The sequence below is a fragment of the Hoyosella levis genome, from assembly GCF_026008515.1.
Taxonomy (GTDB): Bacteria; Actinomycetota; Actinomycetes; order Mycobacteriales; family Mycobacteriaceae; genus Lolliginicoccus; species Lolliginicoccus levis.
Genome location: NZ_BQYM01000018.1, coordinates 1 through 26,886, shown reverse-complemented (window position 1 = coordinate 26,886; position 26,886 = coordinate 1). Strand labels below are relative to the sequence as shown.

Sequence of the window (26,886 nt, the reverse complement as noted above, 5' to 3'; positions counted from 1 at the left end):
GATCCCGCCGCCGGGACTCAGAATCCGGCGCGCTCGAGCTCGGTATCCCACGCCTCGATGAGGTCCTGGCCCTGCACGCCTGATTCGACCAGCGAGCTGTACGTGCGGAGGAGATCCTCCTGCCGGGCCTCGTAGCGGCGCAGGAAGTCCTCCTTGTCCTGCCTCCAGTACCCGATCACGGTCATGCGCGCGTTGGGCAGGCCGCGCTCGCGCCGCAGGTCCTTGCGGATCGCCCGCGTCGTGGCTGCTTCCGCGGCTACCCACACGTGGGTGCCGTCGGTGAGGGGGCCGAGCTCGCGCACCGCTTCGGCGAGGCGCGAGGGCGCATGGCCGAGCCCGCTGCCGACGAGCCAGGTCGCGCTGCAGCCGGCCGGCATCGCGAGATAGTGCTCGTCCTCGGCAGCGGGAACCTCGAGGATGGCGTCGACGAGGGTTCCCGGCGGTGCTTCCTCGATGATGCGCGCCGCGGCGGGCAGGCCAGTGGCATCGGCAACGAGCAGGTAGCGGCTCGTGGCGGGCAGGGGAGCGAACCATCCATCGGCATCGGAGAGGCCGACGATATCGCCAGGTCGTGCTTGCATCGCCCATGCCGAGGCGACCCCGCCCTGGTGGACGACAAAATCGATGTCGATCTCGCCGCGGTCTGGCCGCGCGCTGCGAACCGTGTAGCTGCGGGCCTCGGGAACATCCTCGGGATCGGCGAACTCCCAGGAGCCGTCGGTGATGGAGGGGCGCTGGGGCTCGCGCTTGCCGGGGTTGGGGAAGTAGACGCCGAGCCGCTCATCGGGCTTGCCGCTCGAGGCGAATCCGGCCAGGCCGGGCCCGCCCAGCGTCACGCGCACCATGCTGGGCGTGACCCGCCGTGCCTCGATGACCTCGCCCAGGTGGAAACCTTCTCCGCGTGCCACGCAGCCCCCTCGATGTAGTAGGTAACCCTAACCTACCTCGCGGGCGCGGGGGTTGTCATTACGCGTCGCGCAGATTCCGCAGCGCATCCTCGATGCCCCGATGGAACGTCGGGTACGCCCAGATCATCCCGCGAAGTATTGGCACGGGCACCCGGGCATGAACCGCCACCGCGAGAGCGCCCAGCACCTCTCCGCCATGCGGGCCGACTGACGTCGCGCCAACCAGGACGCCCGCGTCGGCGTCCTCGACCAGCTTGATCACGCCCTCGTTGCCAGACTTGTGGATCCAGCCCCGCGCTGTCGACGGCACCCGCGCCACCCCGGTCCGGATGCGAAGGCCCTGGTCCCGGGCCTGCTGCTCGGTCAGCCCCACCGCTGCCGACTCGGGATCGGTGAACGTCACCCGGGGAACAGCGTGGTACTCCGCCGGCCGCGGATCCTGCCCCAGGATGTCCTGCACCACGATCCCCGCCTGGTACATCGACATGTGGGTGAACGCGCCCTTGCCGGTGACATCGCCGAGCGCCCACACCCCATCCGTCACGCGCAGCGTTCCATCCGTAGGCAGGAATCGTGCTCCCGGATCGACACCGATGCTCGCCACCCCGAGCTCCTCGAGCCTTGTCGTGCGGCCCACCGCGACCAGCAAGCGCTCCGCCGTGACAATCCGATCGGGGAGCGAGATCGTGAAGACCGAGCCATCGTGGGTCACCTCCTGGGCAGGAGCACCGGCATGGATTATCACGCCATCGCGGTCGAGGGCCGCGGTGACGATACGGCTGGCCTCCGGCTCGTCCGCGGCAAGGATGCGATCCGCGGCCTCGATCACGGTCACCTCCGAGCCGAAGCGCGCGAACGCCTGCGCGAGCTCCACGCCGATAGCGCCCCCGCCCAGGATCGCGAGCGAGCGGGGCGGTTCCTCCACCGTGAGGATGTCGCGATTCGTCCAGTACGGCGTGTCCGCGAGCCCTGGGATCGGTGGCACCGCCGGGGCCGTGCCCGTCGCGATGACCACGCCCTTCCGCGCCGTCAGCACCACCTCGCCTACCTGCACGGCACTCTTCCCCACGAGCGTGCCCGTGCCGCGGATGAACCGCCCGCCCTCGCCCTCGAACCGCTCCACCGCGACCCGGTCATCCCAGTAGTCGGTCGCCTCCTCGCGGATCCGCAGCGCCACCGGGCCGAGATCCGGCTCGACGCTGCTCGAGCCAGCGAGATCATTGACCCGCCGGGCCTCGGCCAGCGCATTGGCGGCGCGGACCAGCATCTTGCTCGGTATGCACCCGTAGTACGGGCACTCGCCGCCCACCAGGCGCTCATCGATGCCCACGACATCGAGCCCGGCCTTGGCAAGGGCTCCCGCGACCGCCTCGCCACCGGGCCCCATGCCCAGCACGATGACCTCCGCCTCGTGGGCGCTCGTCACATCGTTGATGGTGCTGTCCTGCGACATAGCTGGCTTCCTCTCCGGGCGAGCAGGTGCCGCGGCGCGGCCTCGGACTTGCTAGCAGCGCCCCTCGGCGGCGTCGATGGCAGCACGCTTGAACGCCTCGCGCTCCTCCTCCGACAGCGATTCCCACGTCTCGATCTCGGGGCCATCCGTCGCCAGGTCCTCGCCACCGGCCTCGCGTGCCGCATCGAGCAGATCGGCGAAGTCCTCCTGCGCGAACCTCACGAACTCCTCCGCCTCGGCGCGGCGATCGACCTCGCCCAGATCGAGCTCCTGGTGCATCTCCTCGATCTGCGTCAGATAGGTGCTCACCTCTGCGCAGACCTCGTTGTACGTCGTGTCGGCCTCCGGGCTTGGCGAGCCGGACGAGCACGAGGCCAGCAGCAAGGTGGCAGCAAGGCCGGCGATCACCGGGCGGGGCGAGGATAGGAGTGTTCTCACCGCCACCATTCTTCCCGATGCGAGTCCGCGGACGCAGGAGAACCCGCAACGAGAAGCACGCGCGCGCCATGCGACGGTAGTGCCTTGGCCGGTAGTGAGCGGGCCGGTGTGCAATCCTTGGGAGCATTCGGCATCGCGCGGCAGAACAGGAAACCCAGCGTTGAACAGGCGTCAACTCCTGAGGCTCGGCGGCGGAGCACTCGTCGTCGGAGCCGCGGCCAGCCTCAGCGTGCTCACGAGCCGCGGAGCCTCGGAGGCGGCGAACCTCCTGCCCGCGCTCGTGCGCAGCGACCGGCCGCTCCCGCCCCGCTTCGTCGTGCCCCTGCCGCGCCCCGCGCAGCGCACCGGCGGCAGCGTCTCGTTCGTGCAGCGCATCGCCGAGCAGGAGATCATCCCCGGCACTCGCACCCGCATCACCGGCTATGACGGCACCTTCCCCGGGCCCACGATCCGCGCTCACCGCGGGCAGCCAGTAGCGGTGCGCGTGCGCAATGAGCTCGACATCGGCACCGTCATGCATCTGCATGGCGGACGGATGCCTCCCGAGCAGGACGGCTACCCCACCGACCTGCTGCTTCCCGCGTCCGGCCGCACCCCCAAGGCCATCGAGTCCGGCATCGCGATGCCCGGCCACACCACCGTCGGCGAGCGTGACTACGCCTATCCCATGGAACAGCGCGCCGCCACGCTCTGGTACCACGATCACGCCATGGACTTCACCGGCCCCAACGTCTACGCCGGGCTCGCCGGTGCCTGCATCATCAGCGACGAGGAGGAGCGCGCGCATCCGCTGCCCGAGGCCGACCGCGACCTCGAGCTCATCCTCGCGGATCGGTCATTCGATGCCGATGCGCAGTTCGCCTATCCCGCTCTCGCCCCCGACCAGGCCTATCCCGGCGTGCACCCCCTCTATCTCGCCGGGGTGCTCGGCGACACGATCCTCGTCAACGGCGCGCCGTGGCCCGTGCATGAGGTCTCCGCTGGCCGCTACCGGCTCCGCTGGATCAACGCCTCCAATGCCCGCGCCTACCGTCTCGAGGTCGACCCCGGTGGCGAGCTCACCCAGATCGGCAGCGACGGCGGCCTTCTCGAGCGCCCGCTCCGCCGCCGCGTCATCACCATCGCCCCCGGGGAGCGCATCGACACCGTTCTCGACTTCAGCGCCTACCCGGTCGGTAGCCGCGTCACCATCCGCAACACCTTCGGCTTCGGCAGCACCGACGCGGTGATGCAGTTCCACGTGGTGCGCCGCATCAAGGACGAGACACACATTCCCGACCGGCTCAGCACCGTGCCCGCGCTGCGACGGGAGGACGCCGTCCGCACTCGTGACTTCTTCCTCGCTCTTGAGCTCGGGGCTGGCCACCACCACGGCGGTGCCGCTCGCCCGGCCGGATTCCTCCCGCACCGGTGGACCATCAACGGCCTCACCTTCGATACCGAGCGCGACTGGGCCACTCCCCGCTTCGGCGACGTCGAGATATGGCGCTTCACCGGCGTTGCCGCCCATCCCGTGCACATGCATCTCGTCGCGTTCCAGGTGCTCAGCCGCAACGGTGGTCCTACGCGGCCCGGGGATGTCGGCTGGAAGGACACCGTGGACCTCGGCCCGCTCGAGACCCTCGAGGTCATCACCCGGTTCGACGGCTACCGCGGGCGCTATGTCATGCACTGCCACAACCTCGAGCACGAGGACATGGCCATGATGGCCAACTTCACCGTCGTCTAGGCGTTGCCCGCAGGCCCGTCCCCGTTGTGCCCCAGTCGATCCCGATGGATCGCGCTCGACAGTGGCCGCCGCGAGCGCCACCCGTGCCGCTCGAGGTCGGGAATCTCATGCAGGTGCGTGACTGGCCCCACGCAGAGCCATGCGATGGGCCGCAGCGGGGGAGTGGCCCCGACGAAGCGTGCGAGGAATTCCTCCTCGTAGAACGACACCCAGCCCAGGCCCAGGCCCTCCGCGGTCGCGGCGAGCCAGATATTCTGGATCGCCAGCACCGCTGAGAACAAGCCCGTGTCCTCGACCGTGTGCCGGCCCAGGACATGCGTGCCACCACGATCCGGGTCGTAGGTGACGACGATTCCCGTGCCGCTCTCCCGGATGCCCTCGACCTTGATCCGGTCGAATACCGACCGCCGCTCCGGATCCAGCCCGGCAGCAAACGCGTTTCGCCTCGCCGCCACATGCTCCGCGAACGCATCGAGGCGCGCCCGGTCCTGGATGACCACAAAATCCCACGGCTGCGTATTGCCCACGCTCGGCGCGCGATGGCCAGCCTCGAGGATGCGGCAAAGCACAGCATCGTCGATGGTGGCGCCCGTGAACTCCGCGCGAACGTCACGGCGGGCGGCGATGGTCTCGTACAGGGGGAGCGGTGCGGGCATGGACACATTCGATCATGCGCGGCTGGGCTGGGCGGCGCGGCTGGGCTGGGCGCGCTGTGAGTGGAAACTTTTCCCGCTGCACGGGGGAAAAGTTTCCACTGGCGAGGCGAAGGCGGGCCCGGGACGAATCGCGTGAATGCCCCTCCTGGAGTGTCGGTTTCGTCGCGGGTTGATCACGTTTCGGGCTTGATGCGTGGTGTCATGGCGCACATCCCGGCGCTATGCCTCAATCTAAAGTGCAGGTAGAGGGTTGATCAGGTTTTTGCAGCTCAGGGTCGTGCCTGAGATCACAGTAGTTAACACACGTAACAGTGCAACACTGGTTTCACACGGCGGGTCAGCCTAGCCGGAACGACAAAGCAGAACAGCCCAGCAACACCCCCACCCGGCTCGGGTGGGCCGAAGGGAGAACCCAATGAACGCTCGTCGATTCGCCGCCGGAATCACAGCAGGCACCGCCGCGCTGGCACTCGGCACGGCAGGCGCAGCACAGGCCGCCGTCATCGCGAACTCGCCCGAGGTCGTTCCCTCGGTGATCGTCGATCCGCAGGGCAACAGCCAGGTGGAGCCCGAGTCGATCATCATCACCCCGGCCGACGCGAACAACGCAGTCAACTTCATCACCTGGCTCGTGTGGAACGACAACGTCGCTGTCGGTACCGGCGTCGAGCAGATCAACAACTGCCAGCCGACGTGCGCGGAGGGAACCGTATTCTCGAGTCCCGTCGTGATCGTGCTCGACGACGCGACGCAGGCCGATGAGGAAGAGGACCGCGAGTTCACCGAGATCCGCATCTCGGGCGTGCAGGGCGAGCGGACCCTCGACCTCACCTCCGTCGAGGTCCTCCCGCTCCCCGCTCCCGAGGAAGAGGCACCGGCCGAAGAGGCACCCGCCGAGGAGCCTGAGGTCACCAACCCCGTCGAGGAGCCTGCTGCCGAGGCAGAGGCACCCGCCGAGGAAGCGCCCGCTGAGGAGCCCGCTGCTGCGGAAGCCACCGAGGAAGCAACTACCCCTGAGGACGAGACCGCCGCCACCGCTGCAGCCGAGGTCGAGGCCGCTGGGGGCAACCTCTCGCCCGAGCAGGTAGCGACCATCATCGAGGCAGCCCAGGCCGCTGCGGAAGCCGCTGCTGACGCTGACGCCGACGCCGACGCCGAGGCAGATGTCGATGCCGAGGCAAGCGCGACCGCCGAGGGCGACGACGCCTGATCCACCCACACCACGCGAAGGGCCCGACCAGCACCACGGTCGGGCCCTTCTGCTATTCAGTGCATGAGCGCTGCCCGGCTCTCGAGGCCGGGGACCGCCTAGTCCTGGCGGCGGAGCAGCACCGCGCGCAGCAGCGTTTCGACAGTGGGGGCGAGGCTCGCTAGCTGGTCGAGAGCGCCACGCTCGGCCGCATCGAGAATCAGCTCGCTGATGGCGCCGACCAGGGCGAGGGCCATCTCATGCGTTATGGCGGACATGGCGGGGTTGCGCTGGCTGCCGCGCAGCGCGAGCTCCTCGAGGAGGGTGGCCAGCATGTGCTGGGTCTCGCGCCGGGCCTGCCGGGGACGGTCCCCGGCGGCGGCCATCTCGACGAAGTAGACGCGCGCCTCCGATGGGTGTTGCTGCAGGGCGGCGAGCAATGCTGCCACGGTGCCGGTGATGCGCTCTGTCGAGGTGGTTCCGCGTTGCGAGGCCTCGGACAGCTGCTGGGCGAGACCGGTGCTGAACGCATGGTGGCAGGCGAGGAGGCAGTCCTCCTTGTCGGCGAAGTGCTCGTAGAAGGTGCGGCGCGAGACATGCGCGCGGCCAACGACATCGGTGATCGTGGTGGCGCTGAATCCTTTGTCGGCCACGGCGTCGGCCAGCGCGTCGAGCATGCGTGCGCGCGCTGGGCTGGCGGCGCCCTCGATGGGCGGGGTGGTGCTCATGGCGCTCCTCGTGGCTCGGTTCCTGCGGTAGGTGATCGTACTCGTGGCGTGGCGGCCGGGCGGCGCTGCCACGCGAGCCGCGCCACCTGCGGCGATGGGGTGTGACAAACACCACTTGTCAAGCGGTACTGTGCCGTACCATACTGGAGCACAGCTGGTACGGAGTAGTACCACCGCTCGGGGCCACGACACCGCCGTCACGCAGCACCCAAGCCCAAGCCAAGAATCCCGAAGCCAGACCCCCGACCAAGGAGCAATCCCATGGCCACCCTCGCCCCCGCCACCTTCCTCGCCTTCACCCAGCCCGCCGACCTGCTCGTGCAGAACTTCACCGCCCCTGCCCGCGACGCCTTCGCCCCGGTAGCGCGCGCTCCCCGCCAGGCCGCCGCCGCGATGAGCACCACCCTGCGCTCGCGCCGCCCCAGCACCATCAAGCCGCTGCTCGATCGCCGCATTGTCATCACCGGCGCCTCCTCGGGAATCGGAGCCGCAGCCGCGCACCAGATCGCCGCCAACGGTGGCACCGTCCTCCTCGTCGCCCGCAGCCTCGACAAGCTGCTCGAGGTGAAGGAGAGCATCGAGGCTGATGGCGGCACCGCCTTCGCCTACCCCTGCGACATCACCGATGGCGACGCCGTGGATCGCCTCATCGATCAGCTCGTCCACGATCACGGCACCATCGACATGCTCGTCAACAACGCCGGCCGCTCCATCCGCCGCTCGATCGCCCTCTCCCACGACCGGTTCCACGACTTCGAGCGCACCATGTCGCTCAACTACTTCGCCGCGATCCGCCTCATCCTCGGCCTGCTGCCGCACATGAAGGCCAACGGGTTCGGCCACGTCGTCAACATCTCCTCCATCGGCGTGCAGACCAGCGCTCCCCGCTTCTCCGCCTACGTAGCCTCCAAGGCCGCGCTCGACGCGTTCAGCGACGTGGTGGCGACCGAGACCCTCGGCAGTGGCGTCACCTTCACCACCATCCACATGCCGCTCGTGCGCACCCCGATGATCGCGCCCACCACCATGTATGACGCGTTCCCGACCCTGAGCCCCGAGGAGGCCGCCAACCTCGTGGTCCGTGCGCTCGTCAAGCGCCCCGTCGAGATCGGCACCCCCGTCGGCACCTTCGGTGAGCTCATGCACGCCCTCGCGCCCAAGATCACCGACCGCATCCTGCACCAGGCATACAAGGCATTCCCCGATTCCCTCGCCGCCCAAGGGGAGCAGACCCAGGGGGAGCAGACCCAGGGGACCAAGGCCCAGGACAACAACACCAAGAGCCCCGGCCTGTCGCGCCGCACCCTCCTGCTTGCCCGCGCCTCGCGCCTCGCCCGCACCCAGCCGCTCTCGGGCACTGCCACCGCCATGATGCGGCTGCTGCCCGGCATCCACTGGTGAACACCCACCACAACACGAAGGACACGAGCTTCATGAAGAACATCAATGGCAAGACCGTACTGATCACCGGCGCGGCCATGGGCATGGGAGCCCTCCACGCCCACCGCGCCCTCGCCGAGGGAGCCGCCACGCTCATCCTCTGGGACATCAACGAGCACGCGCTCGCGAAGACCGCCCGGGAACTGCGCGAGCTCGGCGCCACCGTCCAGGCGCAGATCGTCGATGTCTCCGATGCGGACGCCATCGCGGGAGCCGCGCGGAAGGTGCGCGACGAGATCGGCACCGTGCACATCCTCATCAACAATGCCGGCATCGTGCGCGGCAACTCCTACTTCTGGGAAACCCCCAGCGCCGGCGACACCACCCTCACCATGGCCATCAACGCGGTGGCACCCATGTTGATCACCCGCGAGTTCCTGCCGGGCATGGTCGCGACCACCGAGGAATGCCGCGTCATCAATGTGGCCTCCGCGGCCGGGCTCACCGCGAACCCCCGCATGGCCGCCTACTGCGGATCCAAATGGGCCGCCGTCGGCTGGTCGGACTCGGTGCGACTCGAGCTCGAGCAGGCAGGCCACCGGCACGTCAAGGTCACCACGGTGTGCCCGTACTACATCAGCACCGGCATGTTCGAGGGCGCGCGGCCTGCTCCGCTACTGCCGATCCTCGAGCCGCAGCATGTCGTTGACCAGGCCTGGAAGCACGCCAAGGCGGGTTCGGCATTCGTTATCCTGCCGCGCACCGTCGTGCTCAGCGAGGTCGTCAAGGGCATCATGCCCACCCCGCTCCGGGACTTCCTCGCCGGCCGTGTGCTCGGCATCCACAAGACCATGGACGACTTCGTCGGCCGTCGCTGATCAACCCCGCCAGGAGAACACCATGACTATCCTCGCCCCGCGCCCCATCCGCTCGCTGCGGCCCCGCATGACCAACCAGCCCGCCGCTCCCGTCCTGCACCTCGCCACCACGGCGAACGAGGCCCCGCTCGCCGTGCCAGGCCACACCGTCTCCCGCGTCCAGTCCCGTCGGCTGCCCTGGCCGTTGCGCGGGCCCAGCACCCGCCGCTGGGTCCACGAGCTGCTGCCGCACGCCATCCTCGCGGCCAGCCGCGAGGCGAGTGGGGCGCCCGTGCACCTCGTCGGCCGCAACATCGCTGGCCTGCGGGCGCTGCTGTGCGCGGCGGAGTTCCCCCACCTGCCGATCGCCTCGATCACCCTGCTCGCCGACACTCCCGAAGATGCGGCCCTTCCCGCGGAGCAGCACCCAGGCCACACGCACCTCGGCGACCGCTGCATCGACCTGTCGCGCATCGCCGCCCCCGTCGCGATCCTCCTCCCGCCGGGCACGCCCTGGACACCGGCCCTGCTCGAGCTCGACACCCAGGCCCGCGCCGCGCTGCCCGCCTCCACCCACGTCAGCATCAGCGCCGGGGCGGAGGAAGCCCTGCCCCGCTTCCTCCGCGAGGTGGAAGCGATCCGCTCGCTGCGCTTCGACCGCAATCCCACCAGCGCGGAGCGCCGCGCCGCCATCCGATCCCTCATCACCACCACCTAGGAGCCTCCCCATGCTCGAGATGACCGTCCCCCCAGCGCAGCACGTCGAGCCTGGCGACAGCCTCGCCGACATGATCGTGCGCAACGCCATCACCGACCCCACTCGCATCGCCTTCCAGCGACAGGCCGAGGGCGACTGGATCGACGTGACCGCGGCAGGATTCCTGCGCGAGGTCGACGATCTCGCCAAGGGGCTCATCGCCAGCGGCATCCTGCCTGGAGATCGCGTGGCGCTGCTTTCCCGCACTCGCTACGAGTGGACCCTGTGCGACTTCGCGATCTGGAGCGCGGGCGCGATCACGGTGCCGATCTACGAGACGTCCTCCGCCGAGCAGATCCATTGGATCCTCTCCGATTCCGGGGCCGTCGCCTGCATCGCGGAGTCGCCCGCGCTCGCCCTCACTGTCGCCACGGTCCTCGATGGCAACGAGTGCGACATCTGGCAGATCGAGGGCCCAGCCACCGATCCCGCCCGTCCGCTCCCGGTGCTCCGCGACCTCGGCACCGGACTCGGTGACGACACCGTCGCGCACCGTCGCGAAGGGCTCCGCTCCACCACCACCGCGACCCTCATCTACACCTCTGGCACCACCGGTAGGCCCAAGGGCTGCGCGCTCACCCACGGCCACTTCCTCGGCGAGGTCACCAACGTCACCACGCAGCTCGCCGACGTGTTCGACCGCCCCGGCAGCGCCACCCTGCTCTTCCTGCCGCTCGCGCATGTCTTCGCCCGCGTCATCCAGCTCGGCTGCGTGCACGCCGGAGTGGTGCTCGGCCACTCGCCCGACATCAAGACTCTCCTCGACGACCTCGCTGAGTTCCAGCCCACCTTCATCCTCGCCGTCCCCCGCGTCTTCGAGAAGGTCTACAACGGGGCGGCACGCAAGGCCGACGCTGCGGGCAAGGGCACTATCTTCGCCCGGGCCACCGCCACCGCTATTGCCTACAGCGAGGCCCTCGACGACAGCCAGTCCGGCCGCATCGCCTGGTCGCTGCGCGCCCGGCACAAGCTCTATGACGTGCTCGTCTACCGCAAGCTCCGCGCCACCCTCGGCGGGCTGGCCACCCACGCCATTTCCGGCGGATCGCCCCTCGGTGCCCGGCTCGGGCACTTCTACCGCGGCATCGGGCTGACCGTCCTCGAGGGCTACGGGCTCACCGAGACCACGGCCGCCATCACGGTCAATCCGCCCGCGGCACCGCGCATGGGAACCGTCGGACAGCCCGTGCCCGGCACCACCATTCGCATCGCCGACGACGGCGAGGTCCTCGCGCGGGGACCCATGGTGTTCGGGGGCTACTGGAACAATGACGCCGCCACCGCCGAGGCGCTCGACACGGACGGCTGGTTCCACACCGGCGACATCGGCACCCTCGACGAGGACGGCTACCTCTCCATCACCGGGCGGAAGAAGGAGATCATCGTCACCGCGGGCGGCAAGAACGTCGCGCCCGCCGTCATCGAGGACCGGATCCGCGCCCACCCGCTGATCAGCCAGGTCATGGTCGTCGGCGAAAACGAGCCCTTCGTTGGCGCGCTCATCACCCTCGACGCCGAGGCCCTCGAGCCGTGGGCGCTGGCCCGGGGCAAGACCCCCACCGTCGCTGGCCTGCTCGAGGACACCGAGCTGCGCGCCGAGATCGACGGCGCCATCGCCGAGGGCAACAAGGCCGTCTCCAAGGCCGAATCCGTGCGCGCCCACCGGATCGTGGCCCACGACTGGACCGTCGAGGACGGGCAGCTCACGCCGTCGATGAAGCTCAAGCGGGCCATCGTCGCCAAGGAGCACGCCGCCGATATCGCGGCGCTGTACGGCCGGTGATCGGCCGGTCTGGGTCTGGCGCCAGGTCTGGGCCTGGGTGCTGCGCCAGCCCGAATCTGCTGGTCAATGTCACGCGACACGCCGCGACACGGCTGCGAGAACGTGACATCAGCTAGCAGATCCGGGGGGGGGGAGGGGAGCGCCACGGGACCGGCCGAGCGCCGATGCCCGCGCGACCACCGCGGATGGGGCGCCATCATGTGGTGCTGGTGGCGTCCCATCCGCGTGGTTCAGGAGCGGTTGGCGAGGATCTCGAGGGCTTCGTCGGCGTGAGCGTTCGCCTTGAACTCGCTGGAGATGACACCGAGGATCGTGCGGTCGGTGTCGATGACGAAAGTCTTGCGCTTGACGGGCGCGAGCCGACCAAGGAGGCCGCGCTTGACGCCGAACCGGGCGGCAATCGTGCCGTCGGAATCCGAGAGCAGCGGGTAGTCGATCTCCTGCGCAGTGGCGAAGCCCGCCTGGGTCTGCATGTCGTCGGTACTGATGCCGACGCGAGCTGCTCCAGCGGCAGCGAAGTCAGCCGAGAGGTCGCGGAAATGGCACGCCTGCGCCGTGCAGACGGGGGTGTTCGCGGCAGGGTAGAAGAAGAGCACGATCGGCCCGTCGGCGAGGAGCTCGTCGAGGGAGCGGACGGTCCCGAACTGGTCGGGAAGGGCGAAGTCGGGGGCTTTGTCTCCAGTGTTCACACGGCTGAGGTTACCGGCGCTCGCCGTGAACTTCAGCGCGAGCGGGAACGCCTGACCGGTATGGCCGTGCGGAGAGCGCCTGGCCACTATCGTCGGTACCACCGGTCATCGAGGAAAGGCGGCGGCGATGGGCGCGGAAGTCACGGCGATCCGGTTCACCCACGAGGATCGGCGCTTGTTCCGCCGCAAGGTGCATGAATGCACCGAGGCGCTCGAGCGGATGCTCCACGATGGCGCGTTCGATAGCCACCGCGCCGTGCCGCTGCTGGGCATGGAGGTGGAGCTCAATCTTGTCGATGACGCGATGGAGCCGGCGAAGGCGAACGATGAGGTGCTCGCCGCGATCGCGGACAATGACTACCAGACCGAGCTGGGCCGGTTCAATATCGAGCTGAACGTGGCGCCCGCGCCGCTGGCGGGGGAGTCGATCCGCGAGGTGGAGCTAGGACTGCGCCGGTCGCTGGAGCACGCGGACGACGTCGCGTCGCGCAATGGCGCTCGCGTGGTGCTCACGGGGATGCTGCCGACGCTGCGCACCGAGCATTTCGATGCCGCATGGATCACCGACAACCCGCGCTATGCGCTGCTCAATGATCAGATCTTCGCGGCACGGGGCGAGGATATCGAGATCGATATCAGCGGCACGGGCCTCGATGGTGATGCCGAGCGGTTGCGCATAGATTGCACCTCGGTGCTGCCCGAGGCGGCCTGCACCTCGGTGCAGCTGCACCTCGCGGTGGATCCGGATATGTTCGCGGCGCACTGGAATGCCGCGCAGTGCGTGGCGGGGGTGCAGGTGGCGCTGGGCGCGAACTCGCCATTCCTCGCGCAGACGGCGTTGTGGCACGAGAGCCGGATCCCCGTCTTCGAGCAAGCCATCGATACGCGCTCGCTGGAGCTGAAGAACCAGGGCGTGCGACCGCGGGTGTGGTTCGGGGAGCGGTGGATCACGTCGATCTTCGATCTCTTCGATGAGAACGCTCGCTACTTCCCGGCGCTGCTGCCGGAGGCCACCGAGGAGGAGCCGCTTGCCCGGCTCGATGCGGGGGAGACGCCGTCGCTCGCGGAGCTGTCGATGCACAACGGCACGATCTACCGGTGGAATCGCCCGGTCTACGCCGTCGTCGAGGGGACGCCGCAGATCCGGGTGGAGAACCGCGTGCTGCCGGGCGGGCCAACGGTGATCGACACGATGGCGAATGCCGCCTTCTACTACGGCGTGGTTCATGCGCTCGCCCATGCCGACCGTCCCGCGTGGACGCAGATGTCGTTCGATGCGGCAGCGACCAACCTGGAGAGGGCCGCCCGTCATGGCATGGATGCGCGCCTGTACTGGCCGTCGTGCGGCGAGGTGGGGCCCGATGAGCTGGCGCTGCGCTGGTTGTTGCCGCTAGCGGACCAGGGCCTGTCCGACTATGGCGTGGCGGCTGGGGTGCGCGACCGGTACCTGTCGATCATCGAGGAGCGGTGCTTGCAGCGACGCAACGGCGCGGGGTGGCAGCGCGGGATGGTGGCACGGCTCGAGAAATCGGGGATGACGCGGCAGGAGGCGTTGCCCCGCATGCTCGCCGAGTACGCGGAGCTGATGCGCGCGGGCGATCCCGTGCACACCTGGCCCTGGTAGCGGTTGCCCTGCTGCTGGCACCAGCGGGGGTCATGCGGGTGGCGCGTGCCGCTGCTGCAGGAGTTGCTTGGCGCGGCTGACCTGCTCGGGGGTGAGGCTGTCGGCAGGCAGTGGCAGGTGCTCGCGGTCGCCGCGCAGGCTGTCGAGGAACAACGCCAGGTAGCGGCGCCACGCGTCGGGCGCGACGGGGCCCGAGAAGCTCGCGAAGTTGGCCACCATATGGATGGTGGCGAAGAGGTCGGAGAGCGTGGCGTCCGGCCTGAGCGCGCCAGCGTCGTGCGCGCGGTCGAACACCGCCGCGAACGAGGTGCGCATGCGTTCGGCGGCATGGGAGATGCGCTCGCGGTCGTTCTCGCGACCGATGACCACTTCGGATAGGCCGCGGTCGACGGCGAGGCGCTGGCAGGCGTGCTCGGCGAGCTGCCTGTAGCCGTCCCAGGGGTCGGGGTTTCCCAGCGCGTGCTCGGCGGCCTCGGCGAGATTGGTGAGGCTGAGCTCGAACAGTGCCTCGATGAGCTCGTGCTTGTTGGCGAATCGCCGGTAGATGGTGCCGACGCCGACACCGGCGGCGCGAGCCACCTCGTCGAGGGTGATAGCGAGCCCCTGGGTGGCGTAGAGCTCGCGGGCGGTCTCGATGATGCGTTGCCGGTTGCGCTCGGCGTCGGCGCGCAACGGGGGGCTCGTCGTGGGGGCAGGGGTGGCGTCGGTCATTGTGATTCACCTCACGGATCTATTCGGAGGGGGAATCTCCGCTTACGATCATAAGTTGTGAGAAGCGGAGATGGAAACTCCACTTAGTAAAGATACTGCAAAGCCGCACCAGTACAAGCCCGCCAGCACGGAAGCAGAGCCGACCCCCATGACCACCACCACGCCCCTCGCCAGCCCCGGCGCCGGCACCCAGCGCGACCGCCGCTGGCTCGTCCTCGCCGTCCTCGGCATCGCCCAGCTCATGGTGGTGCTCGACGCCACCATCGTGAACATCGCCCTCCCTGCCGCCCAGGCGGACCTCGGGTTCACCGACTCCGACCGGCAATGGGTGATCATCGCCTACGCCCTCACCTTCGGCAGCCTGCTCCTGCTCGGTGGACGCCTCTCCGACCTCTTCGGGCGCCGCATTACCTTCCTCACCGGCCTCGTGGGCTTCGCCGCGGCATCCGCTGTCGGCGGGCTCGCTCCGAGCTTCGAGATCCTTGTCGCCGCCCGCGCCGGACAGGGCATCTTCGGAGCGCTGCTTGCCCCCACCGCCCTCGCCCTGCTCACCACCACCTTCACCGACCCCAAGGAACGCGCCAAGGCATTTGGCATCTTTGGTGCCATCGCGGGATCCGGAGCGGGTGTCGGGCTCCTGCTCGGTGGCGTCCTCACCGAATGGGCGGACTGGCGCTGGACGCTGCTTGTCAACGTGTTCTTCGCCGGCGTAGCCCTCATTGGCGCAGCCATCCTGCTCGACCCCCAGCGCTCGACCACCCGGCCCCGACTGGACATCCCCGGCACCGTCGTCGGCTCGGTCGCGCTGTTCGCCATCGTGTTTGGGTTCTCCAGCGCCGAGCACAACGGCTGGACCGCCACGTCCACCCTGGCGTGGATCGTCGCCGGTGTCGTCCTTCTCGCGGCGTTCGTCTACCTCCAGAGCCGGGTCGAGCATCCCCTGCTACCGCTGAAGATCATCCTCGACCGCACCCGCGGCGCCGCGTTCCTATCGATGTTCCTTGCCGGCAGCGGCATGTTCGCCGTGTTCCTGTTCCTCACGTACTACCTGCAGGTGACCATGGGCTACTCGCCCATCCGCACCGGGTTCGCGTTCCTGCCCATGGTCATGATGATCATGATCTCCTCGATCGTCATCAACGCCGTCCTGCTGCCCAAGCACGGTCCGCGGCCCCTCGTCACCACCGGCATGGTGCTCGGCGCGCTCGGCCTCGCCTGGCTCACCCAGATCGAGACCGGGAGCAGCTATCTCGCCCACATCCTCCCGTCGCTGGTGATCATGGGACTCGGCATGGGCGCGATCTTCGCCTCATCCATCCAGAGCGCCGTCTCCGGGGTCGCGCCCGCTGATGCCGGCATCGCGTCCGCCACCATGAACACCATGCAGCAAGTGGGCGGCTCGATCGGTACCGCGCTGCTGAGCACCATTGCCGCGACCGCGGCCTCGGACTACCTCGCGGGAGGCGGCACCGGCGGCCCGCTCCAGGCCGCCATGGAGAGCTACACCGCAGCCTTCGCGTGGGGCGCCGGGATCTTCGCCGTGGGAGCCATCGTCGCCGTCACCCTGTTCCGGCCAGGTCCGCTCCCCGCGCAGCAGGGCACGCCCGTCGCCGCGCACTGAGCGGCGCAGCGAGGGCGAACGGCTGCATCGTCGTGCGGCACTGGTAGTGGAAACTTTTCCTCCTCGGGGCGGGAAAAGTTTCCACTGCTGCTCGTGGCCTCCTGCTCGTGGCCTACTGCTAGGGGCCTACCGCTCGGGGCCTACCGTCCGAACGGCACGACCGCGCACGTGCCGGCGGTGCCGTCGGTGCCCTGGGAGCCCGCGGGCGCCACATCGATGACACTGGTCGTGCTCGAAGTGACTGCCTTGGTATCGAGGGCGTAGGCGACAGTGCCGGCGAGTCCGAGGTTCAGGACCGCGACAAGCAACGCGACTCGGGTGATCCGGTTCGCAGTCCGGGGACGCATGGGGCTCCTAGCACGATAGGGAATGAGGACAGCTTGAATAGTGTCATCACGATCTTGGATCATGCGGGGGCATCATGCATGCCTTGGCTTCCACTGGTTAGCCGACTGTGACCACAGCGTGTTGCGTTGATCGCACTTCCCGTCGTCGTGAAGCCCCTAGTGACTGGCAGGCGGTAGCCTGGCCGAGGGCGTCCTGACCTCGACGCGACTCCTCGAGTGCACACACCACGACAGGAACCCGATACGTGAATCGACCGATCACCGTGGCAGCGGTGTGCATCCTCCACGAGGGGAAGCGCATCCTGCTCGTCCGCAAAGCGGGGACACAGCGCTTCATGCTGCCCGGGGGCAAGCCCGAGCCGGGGGAGTCCATCCACGCCGCAGCGATCCGCGAGTGCCGCGAGGAGGTCGCCGTGCACCTGGGCCCTGCCTCGCTGAGGTTCCTCGGCAGATGGACCGCCCCCGCGGCCAACGAGCAGGACCGCCGGGTCGACGCCACCGTCTACGTCACTGACCTCGCTGCGCCAGGCGCCAGCCAGGCTGTCGCGCCGAGCGGCGAGATCGAGGAGATCCACTGGCTCGATCTCTACGGCGACCATGGCAGTATTTCCCTGGCACCCTTGCTCGCGGAGAGGATCCTCCCCGAGCTCCGGCGCCCCCTGAGCATCGGCCAGGTACGCCCCTAGGCCACCAGGCCTCCAGTGCAGCAAGGAGACCGCGTTGCGCGCGATCATCGTGCACGGCTATAGCGCCCATACGGGCAAGCATTGGTTTCCCTGGCTCGAGGACGAGCTGGCAGCTCGAGGCCACGACGTGCATCGGGTGGAGCTTCCCCGGCCGAACGAGCCGGATCGCGGCGAATGGGATGCGGCAATAGCGCAAGCCATCGGCCCCGTCGACGAGGCCACCGTGCTGATCGGGCACAGCCTGGGATGCCTTGCGCTGCTGCGCTTCCTCGCTAGCCAGTGGGGTCGCGGTGGCGCGCAGGGCCTTGGTGGGCTCGTGCTGGTCGCGGGCTTCGTGGAGAAGCTTCCCGGGGTGCCCGAGCTCGATGGATTCATCGGAGCGGGCATGGATGCGGCACCGCTGGGTGCGCGCATCCGTCATGCCGCGGTTATTCACTCCGACGATGACGAGATTGTTCCGCCGGAGCTATCCGTGCAGCTCGCCAAGGCTCTTGGGGCCCGGGACATCAGTGTGCCGGGTGGCGGTCACTTCCTGGAGGGCGAGATGCCCGAAGCGCTGGTCGAGGTGCTCGCATCGACGGTGCGGTGATCCTTCGCTAGCACGTGCTAGCGATAGCGCTGCTGGATGCTGGAACTCGAGAGCGCAGGCCTCAGCTCGCGGGAGCCGGGGGAGGGGTGGTGTCGAGACCGAGCATGTCGAGGAACTCGCGGCATTCCTTCGCGCTCTCGCTGTGCGAGGCCACGATGTTGGTGGCGCGCATGGCAAGGTCATCGTTCGGCGGCTCGTGATGGTGGAGGACGTGATCAGACATCGGGGTCTCCCTTGGTTCGAGCGAGGCGGCTGCCCAGTTACCAGCCTACCGCGCCCCGGTGGTCGCGGCGGTCCATGCGCTGGTGGCGCAGGGTGTCCCGAGCAAGCAAAGAGGGGCACCCCTGGCGCGGGGTGCCCCTCTTAATGCATTCGCTGGTCAGCGCGCGAACAAGAGTGCCCGCTTGACCTCTTGGATCGCCTTCGTCACCTGGATGCCGCGAGGGCAGGACTCGGTGCAGTTGAAGGTGGTGCGGCAGCGCCACACGCCGTCCATGTCGTTGAGGATCTCGAGCCGCTCGGCAGCACCCTCATCGCGGCTGTCGAAGATGAACCGGTGCGCGTTGACGATCGCCGCGGGCCCGAAGTACGAGCCGTCGTGCCAGAACACGGGGCACGAGGTGGTGCAGCAGGCGCACAGGATGCACTTGGTGGTGTCGTCGAAGCGAGCCCGGTCCTCCTGGGACTGGATGCGCTCGCGCGTGGGCTCCTGGCCGTTGGCGATGAGGAACGGCTTGACGGCACGGAACGCGTCGAAGAACGGCTCCATGTCGACAATGAGGTCCTTCTCGACGGGAAGTCCGCGGATCGGCTCGACCGTCACGGTGATCGGCTTGCCGTCCTTCGACAGCATGTCCTTCATGAGGATCTTGCAGGCGAGCCGGTTGACCCCGTTGATGCGCATGGCATCGGAGCCGCACACGCCGTGCGCGCAGGAGCGCCGGAACGTCAGCGAGCCATCGATGTACCACTTGACGTAGTGCAGCAGGTTCAGCAGCCGGTCGGAGGGCAGGGCTGGGACCTCGAACTCCTCGAAGCCCTGCGCGTCCGGGTCCTCCGGATTGAAGCGCCGGATCTTGAGCGTGACCATCGTCGCGCCCTCGGGCACCGGCGGAAGTGGACGCTGGCCTGTCTCGGCGGAAACGGTGGCAGTCATCAGTACTTACGCTCCATCGGCTCGTAGCGGGTGAAGGTCACTGGCTTGTAGTCCAGCGTGATGTCGGAGATCAGCGGCGCGCGGCTGTCCTTCGGCACCTGCTTGTAGGCCATGGTGTGGCGCATGAAGTTGGTGTCGTCCCGGTCGGGGTAGTCCTCGCGGGCGTGCCCGCCGCGGGACTCCTTCCGGTTCAGCGCCCCGGCCACGGTGACCTCGGCCAGCTCGAGCAGGAACCCGAGCTCGACGGCCTCGAGGAGATCACTGTTGTACCGCTTGCCCTTGTCCTGCACCTGGACCCGGCTGTAGCGCTCCTTGAGCACGCGGACATCCTCGAGCGCCTGCTTGAGGGTCTCCTCGGTGCGGAAGACCGAGGCGTTGCGGTCCATGGTCGCCTGCAGCTCGATGCGGATATCGGCGACGCGCTCATTGCCGCGATCGGACAGCATGAGCTTCATCCACTCCTGCACCATGCCCTCGGGGGACTCGGGCAGTGGCACGAGCTCCGACTGGGTGGCGTAGTCGGCAGCAGCGATGCCGGCGCGACGGCCGAACACGTTGATGTCGAGCAGCGAGTTGGTGCCGAGGCGGTTGGCGCCATGCACCGAGACGCATGCGCACTCGCCGGCCGCGTAGAGGCCCTTGACGACGGTGTCGTTGTCCTTGAGAACCTCGCCGGTGACGAGTGTGGGGATGCCGCCCATCACGTAGTGGCAGGTCGGGAACACGGGGACGAGCTCCGTCACCGGGTCCACACCGAGGTAGGTGCGGGAGAACTCGGTGATGTCCGGCAGCTTCTCCTCGAGCACATCCGCGCCGAGGTGGGTCACGTCGATGTAGACGTAGTCCTTGTTCGGGCCTGCGCCGCGCCCCTCGAGGACCTCGAGGACCATGGACCGGGCCACGATGTCGCGCGGGGCGAGGTCCTTGATGGTCGGCGCGTAGCGCTCCATGAAGCGCTCGCCGTCCGCGTTGCGAAGGATGCCGCCCTCGCCGCGCACCGCCTCGGAGATGAGGATGCCAAGCCCCGCGAGGCCTGTCGGATGGAACTGGTGGAACTCCATGTCCTCGAGCGGCAGGCCCTTGCGGAGCACGATCGCCATGCCGTCACCGGTGAGGGTGTGGGCATTCGAGGTGGTCTTGTACATGCGGCCCGAGCCGCCCGTGGCGAACACGATCGACTTCGCGTGGAAGACGTGGATCTCGCCGGTGGAGAGCTCGTAGGCCACCACGCCGGTGGCGACGGTGCCCTCGGCGGTCTCGCTCAGGCACAGATCGAGCACATAGAACTCGTTGAAGAACTCGACGCCATGCTTGACGCAGTTCTGGTAGAGGGTCTGCAGGATCATGTGGCCGGTGCGGTCCGCGGCGTAGCAGGCACGCCGGACCGGCGCCTTGCCATGGTCGCGGGTGTGGCCGCCGAAGCGCCGCTGGTCGATCTTGCCCTCGGGCGTGCGGTTGAACGGAAGGCCCATCTTCTCGAGGTCGAGGACCGCGTCGATGGCCTCCTTGGCCATGATCTCCGCAGCGTCCTGGTCAACGAGGTAGTCGCCACCCTTGACGGTGTCGAAGGTGTGCCACTCCCAGTTGTCCTCCTCGACGTTCGCCAGAGCGGCGCACATGCCGCCCTGGGCCGCGCCGGTATGCGAACGGGTGGGGTAGAGCTTTGTCAGCACGGCGGTGCGGGCGCGCGGACCAGCCTCGATGGCGGCGCGCATTCCGGCTCCGCCAGCGCCGACGATGATCACGTCGTAACGGTGTTCTTGCATGTGTGCCTCGCTCAGCCTGTGATGTTCGGGTCGAACGTGAAGATTACGTACGTGCCCAGCACGGTGATGAGCACGATCGAGATTGCTAGCAGCGTCTGCAGCCAGAAGCGGGTCGAGTCCTTGCGCGCGTAGTCATTGATGACGGTGCGCAGGCCATTGCCGCCGTGCAGCTGCGCGAGCCACAGCATCGACAAGTCCCAGAACTGCCAGAACGGGCTCGCCCAGCGGCCAGCGACGAACGCGAAGTTGATGCGGTGCACTCCGTCGTCGAGCAGCAGCATGATCGAGATATGGCCGATGACCAGGAAGATCAGCAGCAGCCCGGAGATGCGCATGAACAGCCATGCCCACATCTCGAAGTTGTTGGTGTTGCTGCGCCGCGGGGTGCGGGGCAGCGACAACGCGGCGGGGCGATCGTAGGACGTGGCCACGGTCTTGGCGGCGGGGGTCTCCGAAGAAGTCATCACAAGCTCCCGAACAGCAAGTAGAAGATGCGGCCAGAGGCGGGGATCATGATCGCGACGGAGATGGCGAGCACGATCCAGAACATGATCCGCTGGTACTTCGGCCCCTTGGACCAGAAGTCGATAAGGATCACGCGGAGGCCATTGAACGCGTGATAGACGACGGCGCCGAGCAATCCGAGCTCGAGCGTGCCGACGATGGGGTTCTTGTACGTCTCGATGACCGCGTCATACATCTCGGGGCTGACCCGGACGAGGGCGGTATCGAGGACGTGCACGAACAAGAAGAAGAAGAGCGTGACGCCTGTGATCCGATGCAGGACCCAGGACCACATGCCGGGATCGCCCCGGTATATCGATCGTGTGCGCACCACCTGCCCAGTGGCGTCTTGTGTGCTGGTCATTGAGAGCTCTGCCTCCAGTGTCATCGGTGGGCGCCGCAGGTCCCGTCAGGCGCGTCCCTGTGTTGTCGGTGTCAGCAGGGCGCTTCGCGACAGAGGTCCGGCGTGAACCTAAGCTGACACAGAGAACTGTAGTCCTTCCAGTTCCGTGGGTTGCAGCCGGATATAAGGTTTTGACCTGCGGGTATTATTTAGGGTTGCCTTGCCATATTCAGTTGCATGGCCGTGGCCCACCCTGTCCCACCAACAGAAAACCCGACACGAAACCACGGTGATGACCATGGTAGCCGAATGGAAAACCCTGCGTAGCGCAGCAATCGAAACCATGCGCAACGCCTACGCCCCCTACTCGCGATTCCCCGTCGGAGCTGCAGCTAGCACAACCGACGGCAGGATCATCACGGGTTGCAATGTGGAAAACATCTCATTCGGACTGACCCTCTGCGCCGAGTGCAGCGTCGTTTCCCAGCTCCACACCACCGGCGGCGGACGCCTCGCCGCCCTCGCCTGCGTCGACAGCCGGGGCGAGTACCTCATGCCCTGCGGACGCTGCCGCCAGCTCCTCCATGAGCATGGCGGCCCCACGATGCTCATTGGCGCCCCCGACGGCCCCATCCCGCTCAGCGAGCTGCTCCCGCGCGCCTTCGGTCCCGAGGACTACGCCGCCGGGCAGCAATAGCGCGCACCCCGGCCCTTGGGCGGGCGCAGCAGCCCCAGAATCGCCGGAGCAGCCCCAGATTCGCAGCAGCCCCAGCCCTAGCCGCCCGCCACGCCTCCGGACCTGTCGAGAGTAAGGACCTGCCAGCCATGAGCACTCACCACGACGCCGTCACCATCATCCGGGCCAAGCGCGATGGCCACGCCCTCAGCGGCGGGCAGATCGACTGGATCATCGACGCCTACACGCGCGGCGACGTCCACGACGAGCAGATGTCCGCGCTCGCGATGGCCATCCTCCTGCGCGGCATGGACCGCACCGAGATCGCCCGCTGGACCCACGCCATGATCAACTCCGGCGAGCGCATGGACTTCAAGCACCTTGGCACGCCCACCGTCGACAAGCACTCCACCGGTGGCGTTGGCGACAAGATCACCCTGCCCCTCGCGCCGCTGGTCGCCGCGTGCGGCGCCGCCGTGCCCCAGCTCTCCGGCCGCGGCCTCGGCCACACCGGCGGCACCCTCGACAAGCTCGAATCCATCGCCGGCTGGCGCGCAACTTTGTCCAACGACGAGATGCTGGCCCAGCTCAACGATGTCGGCGCCGTGGTCTGCGCCGCCGGAAGCGGCCTCGCCCCCGCCGACAAGAAGCTCTACGCGCTGCGCGACGTCACCGGCACCGTCGAATCCATCGCGCTCATCGCCAGCTCCATCATGAGCAAGAAGATCGCCGAGGGGACCAGCGCGCTCGTCCTCGACGTCAAGGCCGGCGCCGGAGCGTTCATGAAGAACCTCGACGATGCCCGGGAGCTCGCTCGCACCATGGTCGACCTCGGCAACGATTCCGGAGTCCGCACCTCCGCGCTGCTCACCGACATGAGCACGCCCCTCGGCCTGACGGCCGGAAATGCCCTCGAAGTGCGCGAATCCGTCGAGGTCCTGGAGGGCGGGGGACCGGCCGACATCATCGAGCTCACTCTCGCCCTCGCCCGCGAGATGCTCGACGCCGCAGGCATCACCGGAACCGACCCCGCCGACGCGCTCGCCGATGGCCGCGCCATGGACACCTGGAAGAAGATGATCCGGGCCCAGGGCGGCGACCCCGATGCCGAGCTGCCCACCGCCCGCGCGACCGAGACCATCACCGCCCCCGAGAGCGGGATCCTCACCCACCTCGACGCCATGGGGGTAGGCATCGCGGCCTGGCGGCTTGGCGCCGGACGGCAGAAGCTCGGCGACCCCGTGCAAGCCGCCGCTGGTGTCCAATGGCACGTACAGGTCGGCGACACCATCACCGCCGGACAACCCCTCATCACGCTGCACACCGATACCCCCGAGCGATTCCCGGCCGCCCTTGCCGCGCTTGATGGCGCGTGGAGCATCGGGGAATCCGCGCCACGGCGGGTGCTCGTGCACGAGCGCATCGCCTAGGTGGGTGGTCGCAGGCTGGGTGGTCGCGGGCTGGGGGGTCGCAGGCTGGGGGGTCGCAGGCTGGGGTGGGGCGCGCGAAATCTGCTAGCTAATGTCTCGCGACACGCCGCGACACGGCAGCGGAAACGTGACATCGGCTAGCAGATCTTTTGGTGGCGCTCGGTGAGCCAACGTCTAGCGCGCTCGGCAGCCCTGGCGCATGAACTGCCCGTGCCCGCTTGCTTGTGGATAGAAATCAAGCTATCCACAGGTCACGGCTAGGAACCCGTCGGGACCGCGGCGAACCGGCACGATATGCCCGTGCCAGCCATTCCTGAGGACATCCGCTACCTCCTGCACCGCCGCGGCGGCGTCATCCACACAACCGAGGCCCGTGAATCCGGTATCAGCAGGCAACGTCTTGGACGGCTCGTCGGATCAGGCACGCTGCTTCGGCCCATGCCCACGATGTATGCCGATGCTGCACTGGGGGAGCAACTTCCGCCGTGGGAGATGTTCGCCCTGTGCGTGGCCGCGTTCGCGCGCAATGCGCCACGCCAGCTTCATCTCTCGGGATGGTCGGCTGCGTCCATGTGGGGATTGCCGTCGCGCGGCTCCCCGCCTCCGTATCTGGAGGCAATAGGACCGTCGTGCGGCGGTGCCGGTGGATGGTCCACGAGCGTGGCGCGGGTGCGCCGGGCGACGTTGACGGACCACTATCTCGGCGTGCGTGCGGAAGCACGAGTCGTGAGCATGGGGATGGCGGCAACCACTGTGGCCCTTCAAGCCCCGTTGCCGACGGCATTGATGGTGGCCGAAGCGGCGGTGCGGCGTGGCGCGGATCTCACAGAGCCGGCCAATCACGTAGCGGGGTGGAAAGGGGCGGCGCGCGCCCGGTGGATCGCCGCGCATGCATCGCCGGCCGCGGAGTCGCCCCTCGAGAGCCTCGGTAGGTTCGCCAGCATCCAGGCCGGGCTGCCTGCCTTGGTGCCGAACGCGTGGGTCGGCCCCGGCTATCCGAAGTTTCGCGTCGATGGCTTGTGGCCACATCACTGGGTGGCCATCGAGGCGGATGGTGCCGTGAAGTACAACGATCGCCCCGATGCGCACAGCATTGTCATGCGCCAGGCCGAGCGCGAGTGGATCCTCCGGCACGAGTGTGGCCTGGACCTCCTGCGGTTTGGATACCCGCACACCACGGACCTGCAGTCACTCGGCGCGCGGATGGCCGGCCTGCTGGCGCGGAATCCGGTTCGCAACGTGCCGATGCAGTGGTGGAAGCATGTTCCTGGGACGGGGCCGGTCGCGCCGGGGCCGGGGGACTGGCCCTCTCCAGCGCCCTGCCGTGCAACGCTGCCGCAGTGAGCTGGCCGGGGGCTGCCTGGCCCCGCGCGAAATCTGCTGACCAATGTCACGCGACACGCCGCGACACGAAACGGGAAAGGTGACATTAGCTAGCAAATGCTGTGGGGCACCGGGATTCCTCGCGGAAACTCCGCCAAGGGAACCCGGCAGCCGCGGAAACTCCGCCGCAACGGGAATCCCACGAGCCCCGGTTATCGATGCCCTGCTAGCGATGGAGCGTTCCGCTACCGTCGATGACATGACTGCTGCACCGCTTGATCTGGCTTCGATCCGCTTGGCCCCGAAGGTGCTGCTGCATGATCATCTCGACGGAGGGCTGCGGCCTCGCACAGTAATCGAACTGGCTGACGAGGCCGGCTACGGGGGGTTGCCGTCGCGTGACGAGGCGGAGCTCGGCGCATGGTTCCGGGACGCGGCGGATAGCGGCTCGCTGGAGCTCTACCTGGAGACGTTCGCGCATACGGTGGCGGTGATGCAGACGGCCGACGCGTTGCGGCGGGTCGCGCGGGAATGCGTGGAGGACCTGGCAGCGGATGGGGTGGTGTATGCGGAGGTTCGATTCGCGCCGGAGCAGCATCTCGATGGTGGCTTGTCGCTGGATGAGGTGATGGAGCAGACGATTGCCGGCTTCGAGGAGGGGATGCGCGCGGTCCAGGAGGAGGGGGGCCGCGTGATCATGGTGCGGTGCCTGGTGACGGCGATGCGGCATGCGGCGCGATCGCGCGAGATCGCGGAGCTGATGGTGCGGTTCCGTGGGCGCGGCGCCTGCGGGTTCGATATTGCGGGCGCCGAGGTGGGGTTTCCGCCGTCGCGGCATCTGGACGCGTTCGAGTTCCTGCAGCGGGAGAACGCGCATTTCACCATCCACGCGGGGGAGGCATTCGGCTTGCCGTCCATTCATGAGGCGGTGGCGTATTGCGGGTGCGATCGGCTGGGCCACGGCGTGCGCATCATGGATGACATAGCGGTCGGCGCGGATGGTTCGGTGGAGCTGGGGCTGCTGGCGAACTATGTGCGGGACAAGCGGATTCCGCTGGAGCTGTGCCCGAGCTCGAACGTGCAGACCGGAGCAGCGTCGAGCATCGCGGAGCATCCGTTCGATACCCTGGCGCGCTTGCGGTTCCGGGTGACGGTGAACACGGACAATCGGTTGATCAGCCATACCTCGATGAGCGAGGAGATGCTGAACCTCGTCGAGGCTTTCGGCTATGGCTGGAGCGACCTGGAGCGTTTCACGATCAATGCGATGAAGTCAGCGTTCTACCGGTTCGACAAGCGCCTGGCATTGATCGATGACGTGATCAAGCCGGGATACGCGGTGCTGGTCGGCTAGGCGCGCCCGCGAGCGCCCGGGGATCGATGTCTCGCGCGGCGAGTGCGGTGGCCCGCTCTCCTCGAGAGTGTGCGAAACCTTCGCGAGTGTGCGAAAAGCGACAGGGTTTCGCACCTGGGTTCAAGGGGTGGTCGCAACACCTTCTAGCAGAAGAGGTGTTGCGCATGGATGCACGTCGCGGCCGTCCAC

At 68.1% G+C, this 26,886-nt stretch carries 27 protein-coding genes; 14 read left to right on the top strand and 13 right to left on the bottom strand.

What is annotated here, in order from left to right; all coding sequences use genetic code 11:
- Window positions 1–17: 17 nt before the first annotated feature.
- The 3 genes from QC765_RS16025 to QC765_RS16015 are packed head-to-tail and all read right to left on the bottom strand — an operon-like array spanning window position 18 to window position 2,799.
- Complete coding sequence (locus QC765_RS16025; protein WP_278315443.1) at window positions 18–908, bottom strand: siderophore-interacting protein; 891 nt, start codon at window positions 906–908, stop codon at window positions 18–20.
- A gap of 58 nt (window positions 909–966) precedes the next feature.
- Window positions 967–2,361 (bottom strand): dihydrolipoyl dehydrogenase family protein, encoded by a 1,395-nt coding sequence (locus QC765_RS16020; protein ID WP_278315442.1) that lies wholly within the window; start codon window positions 2,359–2,361, stop codon window positions 967–969.
- Between the two features lie 51 nt (window positions 2,362–2,412).
- Window positions 2,413–2,799 carry a hypothetical protein gene (locus QC765_RS16015; RefSeq protein ID WP_278315441.1) on the bottom strand — a complete coding sequence of 129 codons (387 nt, stop codon included), beginning with the start codon at window positions 2,797–2,799 and terminating at the stop codon, window positions 2,413–2,415.
- A gap of 160 nt (window positions 2,800–2,959) precedes the next feature.
- Between QC765_RS16015 and QC765_RS16010 the strand changes: the two genes are divergently transcribed.
- Entirely contained in the window at window positions 2,960–4,528 is a 1,569-nt protein-coding gene (locus QC765_RS16010; protein WP_278315440.1) for a multicopper oxidase family protein, read from the top strand.
- Here QC765_RS16010 and bluB read toward each other — a convergent pair.
- Complete coding sequence (bluB, locus tag QC765_RS16005; RefSeq protein WP_278315439.1) at window positions 4,525–5,184, bottom strand: 5,6-dimethylbenzimidazole synthase; 660 nt, start codon at window positions 5,182–5,184, stop codon at window positions 4,525–4,527. The genes QC765_RS16010 and bluB overlap by 4 nt on opposite strands.
- Window positions 5,185–5,599: 415 nt before the next feature.
- Here bluB and QC765_RS16000 point away from each other — a divergent pair, with 415 nt between their 5' ends.
- Window positions 5,600–6,394, top strand: coding sequence for a hypothetical protein (locus QC765_RS16000; RefSeq protein WP_278315438.1), 795 nt, complete (start codon window positions 5,600–5,602; stop codon window positions 6,392–6,394).
- Between the two features lie 98 nt (window positions 6,395–6,492).
- On the opposite strand, the gene QC765_RS15995 is transcribed toward QC765_RS16000, so the two are convergent.
- Window positions 6,493–7,101 (bottom strand): TetR/AcrR family transcriptional regulator, encoded by a 609-nt coding sequence (locus QC765_RS15995; protein WP_278315436.1) that lies wholly within the window; start codon window positions 7,099–7,101, stop codon window positions 6,493–6,495.
- A 261-nt stretch (window positions 7,102–7,362) separates the two neighbouring features.
- On the opposite strand from QC765_RS15995, the gene QC765_RS15990 reads away from it, so the two are divergent.
- The 4 genes from QC765_RS15990 to QC765_RS15975 are packed head-to-tail and all read left to right on the top strand — an operon-like array spanning window position 7,363 to window position 11,878.
- Window positions 7,363–8,502 (top strand): SDR family NAD(P)-dependent oxidoreductase, encoded by a 1,140-nt coding sequence (locus tag QC765_RS15990; protein WP_278315435.1) that lies wholly within the window; start codon window positions 7,363–7,365, stop codon window positions 8,500–8,502.
- Window positions 8,499–9,359, top strand: coding sequence for an SDR family NAD(P)-dependent oxidoreductase (locus QC765_RS15985; protein ID WP_309297313.1), 861 nt, complete (start codon window positions 8,499–8,501; stop codon window positions 9,357–9,359). The genes QC765_RS15990 and QC765_RS15985 overlap by 4 nt, the downstream gene beginning before the upstream one ends.
- Window positions 9,360–9,381: 22 nt before the next feature.
- Window positions 9,382–10,056: a hypothetical protein gene (locus QC765_RS15980; RefSeq protein ID WP_278315434.1), complete on the top strand. Its 675-nt coding sequence runs from the start codon at window positions 9,382–9,384 to the stop codon at window positions 10,054–10,056.
- A gap of 10 nt (window positions 10,057–10,066) precedes the next feature.
- Window positions 10,067–11,878, top strand: coding sequence for an AMP-dependent synthetase/ligase (locus QC765_RS15975; RefSeq protein ID WP_278315433.1), 1,812 nt, complete (start codon window positions 10,067–10,069; stop codon window positions 11,876–11,878).
- 230 nt (window positions 11,879–12,108) lie between these two features.
- On the opposite strand, the gene QC765_RS15970 is transcribed toward QC765_RS15975, so the two are convergent.
- A complete protein-coding gene (locus tag QC765_RS15970; RefSeq protein ID WP_278315432.1) occupies window positions 12,109–12,567 on the bottom strand; it encodes a peroxiredoxin in 459 nt (152 codons plus the stop codon).
- 127 nt (window positions 12,568–12,694) lie between these two features.
- Between QC765_RS15970 and QC765_RS15965 the strand changes: the two genes are divergently transcribed.
- On the top strand, window positions 12,695–14,191 hold the full coding sequence (locus QC765_RS15965; protein WP_278315431.1) for a glutamate-cysteine ligase family protein: 1,497 nt from the start codon (window positions 12,695–12,697) through the stop codon (window positions 14,189–14,191).
- A 30-nt stretch (window positions 14,192–14,221) separates the two neighbouring features.
- On the opposite strand, the gene QC765_RS15960 is transcribed toward QC765_RS15965, so the two are convergent.
- Window positions 14,222–14,902 (bottom strand): TetR/AcrR family transcriptional regulator, encoded by a 681-nt coding sequence (locus QC765_RS15960; RefSeq protein ID WP_278315430.1) that lies wholly within the window; start codon window positions 14,900–14,902, stop codon window positions 14,222–14,224.
- Between the two features lie 148 nt (window positions 14,903–15,050).
- On the opposite strand from QC765_RS15960, the gene QC765_RS15955 reads away from it, so the two are divergent.
- Entirely contained in the window at window positions 15,051–16,523 is a 1,473-nt protein-coding gene (locus QC765_RS15955; protein WP_278315429.1) for an MFS transporter, read from the top strand.
- A 140-nt stretch (window positions 16,524–16,663) separates the two neighbouring features.
- Here QC765_RS15955 and QC765_RS15950 read toward each other — a convergent pair whose 3' ends face one another.
- The gene (locus QC765_RS15950; RefSeq protein ID WP_278315428.1) at window positions 16,664–16,870 is read right to left on the bottom strand and encodes a hypothetical protein; all 207 of its coding nucleotides are present in this window, start codon (window positions 16,868–16,870) and stop codon (window positions 16,664–16,666) included.
- 245 nt (window positions 16,871–17,115) lie between these two features.
- Here QC765_RS15950 and QC765_RS15945 point away from each other — a divergent pair, with 245 nt between their 5' ends.
- Window positions 17,116–17,556 (top strand): NUDIX hydrolase, encoded by a 441-nt coding sequence (locus QC765_RS15945; protein ID WP_278315427.1) that lies wholly within the window; start codon window positions 17,116–17,118, stop codon window positions 17,554–17,556.
- Between the two features lie 34 nt (window positions 17,557–17,590).
- Window positions 17,591–18,145 carry an RBBP9/YdeN family alpha/beta hydrolase gene (locus QC765_RS15940; protein ID WP_278315426.1) on the top strand — a complete coding sequence of 185 codons (555 nt, stop codon included), beginning with the start codon at window positions 17,591–17,593 and terminating at the stop codon, window positions 18,143–18,145.
- Window positions 18,146–18,206: 61 nt separating this feature from the next.
- Here QC765_RS15940 and QC765_RS15935 read toward each other — a convergent pair whose 3' ends face one another.
- The 5 genes from QC765_RS15935 to sdhC form a co-directional block, all read right to left on the bottom strand.
- The gene (locus tag QC765_RS15935) at window positions 18,207–18,368 is read right to left on the bottom strand and encodes a hypothetical protein (protein WP_278315425.1); all 162 of its coding nucleotides are present in this window, start codon (window positions 18,366–18,368) and stop codon (window positions 18,207–18,209) included.
- 156 nt (window positions 18,369–18,524) lie between these two features.
- Window positions 18,525–19,301 (bottom strand): succinate dehydrogenase iron-sulfur subunit, encoded by a 777-nt coding sequence (locus QC765_RS15930; RefSeq protein ID WP_278315424.1) that lies wholly within the window; start codon window positions 19,299–19,301, stop codon window positions 18,525–18,527.
- Window positions 19,301–21,067 (bottom strand): succinate dehydrogenase flavoprotein subunit, encoded by a 1,767-nt coding sequence (sdhA, locus tag QC765_RS15925; protein WP_278315423.1) that lies wholly within the window; start codon window positions 21,065–21,067, stop codon window positions 19,301–19,303. Before sdhA ends, QC765_RS15930 begins: the two co-directional genes overlap by 1 nt.
- 11 nt (window positions 21,068–21,078) lie before the next feature.
- A complete protein-coding gene (locus QC765_RS15920) occupies window positions 21,079–21,531 on the bottom strand; it encodes a succinate dehydrogenase hydrophobic membrane anchor subunit (protein ID WP_192038998.1) in 453 nt (150 codons plus the stop codon).
- Window positions 21,531–21,935: a succinate dehydrogenase, cytochrome b556 subunit gene (sdhC, locus tag QC765_RS15915; RefSeq protein ID WP_149360680.1), complete on the bottom strand. Its 405-nt coding sequence runs from the start codon at window positions 21,933–21,935 to the stop codon at window positions 21,531–21,533. Before sdhC ends, QC765_RS15920 begins: the two co-directional genes overlap by 1 nt.
- Before the next feature lie 271 nt (window positions 21,936–22,206).
- Here sdhC and QC765_RS15910 point away from each other — a divergent pair, with 271 nt between their 5' ends.
- From QC765_RS15910 to QC765_RS15895, 4 genes are all read left to right on the top strand, one after another.
- Window positions 22,207–22,611, top strand: coding sequence for a cytidine deaminase (locus tag QC765_RS15910; RefSeq protein WP_278315422.1), 405 nt, complete (start codon window positions 22,207–22,209; stop codon window positions 22,609–22,611).
- A gap of 128 nt (window positions 22,612–22,739) precedes the next feature.
- Complete coding sequence (locus QC765_RS15905; RefSeq protein WP_278315421.1) at window positions 22,740–24,020, top strand: thymidine phosphorylase; 1,281 nt, start codon at window positions 22,740–22,742, stop codon at window positions 24,018–24,020.
- 300 nt (window positions 24,021–24,320) lie between these two features.
- Window positions 24,321–25,364: a type IV toxin-antitoxin system AbiEi family antitoxin domain-containing protein gene (locus QC765_RS15900; RefSeq protein WP_278315420.1), complete on the top strand. Its 1,044-nt coding sequence runs from the start codon at window positions 24,321–24,323 to the stop codon at window positions 25,362–25,364.
- 238 nt (window positions 25,365–25,602) lie between these two features.
- Window positions 25,603–26,697, top strand: a complete 1,095-nt coding sequence (locus tag QC765_RS15895; RefSeq protein WP_278315419.1) for an adenosine deaminase — start codon at window positions 25,603–25,605, stop codon at window positions 26,695–26,697.
- Window positions 26,698–26,886: the final 189 nt, after the last annotated feature.